Here is a 2490-nt window from a genome sequence, read left to right as displayed (position 1 = left end):
GCCGCGTAAACTTGAAAGCGGTCTGCGCTTGTGGTATCATGAGTTTTGCACATTGCGCGCCCGTAGCTCAGCCTGGATAGAGTGACGGACTACGAATCCGCAGGTCGCAGGTTCGAATCCTGCTCGGGGAGCCAGTGGGCCCATAGCTCAGCGGTAGAGCGGTCGGCTCATAACCGATTGGTCCTTGGTTCGATCCCAAGTGGGCCCACCATACAAAGCAGTCTCAGGCGGACGACGATCGACCGGTCGGTCCGCTTCGTTGTTTTGCCAGTAATCAGGTTCGCGCGGTCTAAAGGAACTCGCGCGCGCTTGTAGAAGTAGGCGTATCATGGTTCCTATTCTTCTTCGGGGGCGGTTGCTGTGGTGAAGCGGAAGTGCGAGATCTGCGGCAAGGTCATCCCAAAAGAGAGGACTGAGGCGCTTCCGAGCACCAAGAGGTGTATCGATTGTGCCCGCAGCCGAGGTACAGATGTCAGCGCGAAGCGCACGGACGTCGGAATGGACCCCGACACCTACCGGGATCTTCTTGGCGCGATCCGCAGTTGACACTGATCGGTCCTCCATGCTATCGTTGGCTCACGTAGCAAGCAGCCTGGGTGGTCGCGGGCGGGGACTCCCGCCTGAGGAAAGTCCGAGCTCCACAGGGCAGGGTGCTGGGTAACGCCCAGTGAAGGCGACTTCAAGGAAAGTGCCACAGAAATCAAACCGCCGCGGAAGCGGTAAGGATGAAACGGTGCGGTAAGAGCGCACCAGCATCCGGGCGACCGGATGGCTAGGTAAACCCCACCCGGAGCAAGACCAAATAGGAGGGATATAGGGCTGCCCGTCCTTCCCTCGGGTTAGGTCGCACGAGGCCCGTGGCAACGCGTGCCCAAGACAGATGATCACCCTCGACAGAACTCGGCTTACAGGGCTGCTTGGTACTTGTATGACGCCCGGAGACGCACCTTGAGCGACCTCCGGGCGCCACCATGTTCGCCTGGGCGGGAGGAAACAGACGGTGTGTGTGGAAACCATACATGCACGTGACTCCAAGGAGGTCTGAGCTTATGCAGAGTCTGCTTCGGGGAAAACATATGATCACTACCCAAGAATGGACCCTAGATGAACTTGAGTCGATATTCGAGGTGGCGGCGGACCTCAAGAGGCGGTTCGCCCTGGGAGAGCCTCACCGGATCCTCCAGGACAAGACGCTGTTCATGATCTTCTTCGACAATTCCACTCGAACCCGCAATTCCTTCGAGGCCGGCATTACGCAACTCGGTGGCCATGCCCACGATCTTACCCCTCAGAGGCTCCAGATCTCCCACGGCGAGGGTCCGGTAGACACAGCCAAAGTCCTATCCAGGTACGGACATGGGATCGCGATCCGCCATTGCGCCTACGGTGAGGGAAACGGGTACATAAGGACAGTGGCGGCTCATGCAAGCGTTCCAGTCTACAACATGCAGTGCGACCTGTATCACCCGTGCCAAATACTGGCCGACTACATGACCATCCGGGAGAAGTTCGGCAGGAACACCAAAGGTTTGAAGCTCGGGGTATCTTGGACCTACGCTCCCAACTATGTGCGGCCGGTCTCGGTTCCACAGAGCCTCATACTGATGATGCCCAGGTTCGGAATCGACGTCACGCTCGCGCATCCACCCGAGTTCAGGCTGATGCCCGAGATCCTGGCGCAGGCGCGCGAGAACGCCGCCATGGCGGGGGCGAAGTTCGAGGTCGTCGAGGACATGGAGGCCGCCTTCCGCGGTGCCGACGTGGTAATCCCCAAGAGCTGGGGGCCGCTAGTTCACACACAGGACAAACAGGAGGGCCTGGACCTCATCGCTAAGTACCCAGCGTGGCGCTGCGATTCGAAAATGATGAGCCTTGCCAAGACGACGGCAGTCTATATGCATCCCCTCCCGGCGGACAGAGGATATGAAGTCACTGACGAGGTGATTGACGGCCCTCAGTCGATAGTCTACGATGAAGCGGAAAACCGACTGCATGTTCAGAAAGCCTTGATGGCCTTGACCATGGGGGGAAGGCCATAGCCCAGGCATGTGGCTCGAGCCTCAGGCCATATCGAACCGGTTGGCGATCTGCTTGCCGCCACTTGGTGCGTTTGAGGAGAGGAGGGTGTCCCTGATGAAGAAGTGGGTGTGTACCGTGTGCGGATATGTCTACGATCCGGTTGAGGGCGATCCCGATGGTGGTGTGCCTCCGGGTACGGCTTTTGCCGACATACCGGATGACTGGGTTTGCCCTGAGTGCGGGGTTGGAAAGGACGCTTTTGAGGAAGCGTAGTTCAGGCATGTCCGACTACACTAGGCGAAGGGGTGGATGTAGTTGAGTAAGGACCTCCAAGGCACTAGGACCTACCAGAACATCATGGCGGCGTTCGCTGGGGAGTCTCAGGCTAGGAACAAGTATACATACTTTGCGGAGCGAGCCAAGAAAGAGGGATTCGAGCAGATTGCGGCCATTTTCCAGGAGACGGCGGAC

At 58.6% G+C, this 2490-nt stretch carries 4 protein-coding genes, 2 tRNA genes and 1 other RNA gene; all 7 read left to right on the top strand.

The window, feature by feature from the left end:
* The first annotated feature begins 59 nt into the window (after positions 1 to 59).
* Positions 60 to 134, top strand: a tRNA-Arg gene (locus NUW23_16025).
* Between the two features lie 2 nt (positions 135 to 136).
* Positions 137 to 211: transfer RNA gene (locus NUW23_16020), tRNA-Ile, on the top strand.
* A gap of 149 nt (positions 212 to 360) precedes the next feature.
* Positions 361 to 546: a TraR/DksA C4-type zinc finger protein gene (locus NUW23_16015; protein ID MCR4427658.1), complete on the top strand. Its 186-nt coding sequence runs from the start codon at positions 361 to 363 to the stop codon at positions 544 to 546.
* 38 nt (positions 547 to 584) lie between these two features.
* Positions 585 to 924, top strand: an RNA gene (rnpB, locus tag NUW23_16010) — RNase P RNA component class A.
* Positions 925 to 1049: 125 nt separating this feature from the next.
* On the top strand, positions 1050 to 2039 hold the full coding sequence (locus tag NUW23_16005; GenBank protein ID MCR4427657.1) for an ornithine carbamoyltransferase: 990 nt from the start codon (positions 1050 to 1052) through the stop codon (positions 2037 to 2039).
* 94 nt (positions 2040 to 2133) lie between these two features.
* Positions 2134 to 2292 (top strand): rubredoxin, encoded by a 159-nt coding sequence (locus tag NUW23_16000; protein MCR4427656.1) that lies wholly within the window; start codon positions 2134 to 2136, stop codon positions 2290 to 2292.
* An 84-nt stretch (positions 2293 to 2376) separates the two neighbouring features.
* The coding region (locus NUW23_15995; protein ID MCR4427655.1) for a rubrerythrin family protein at positions 2377 to 2490 on the top strand (114 nt) is incomplete at its 3' end.

It is taken from the genome of Bacillota bacterium (genome assembly GCA_024655925.1).
Taxonomy (GTDB): Bacteria; Bacillota; DTU025; order DTU025; family JANLFS01; genus JANLFS01.
The sequence above is the reverse complement of the archived record's forward strand: the minus strand, read 5'-3'. Positions and strand labels throughout refer to the sequence as shown.

What these genes read in the sequence shown, in the direction of transcription:
- NUW23_16000 (MCR4427656.1), top strand. Translation starts at nt 2,134, where the DNA reads ATGAAGAAGTGGGTGTGTACCGTGTGCGGATATGTCTACGATCCGGTT.
- NUW23_16005 (MCR4427657.1), top strand. Translation starts at nt 1,050, where the DNA reads ATGCAGAGTCTGCTTCGGGGAAAACATATGATCACTACCCAAGAATGG.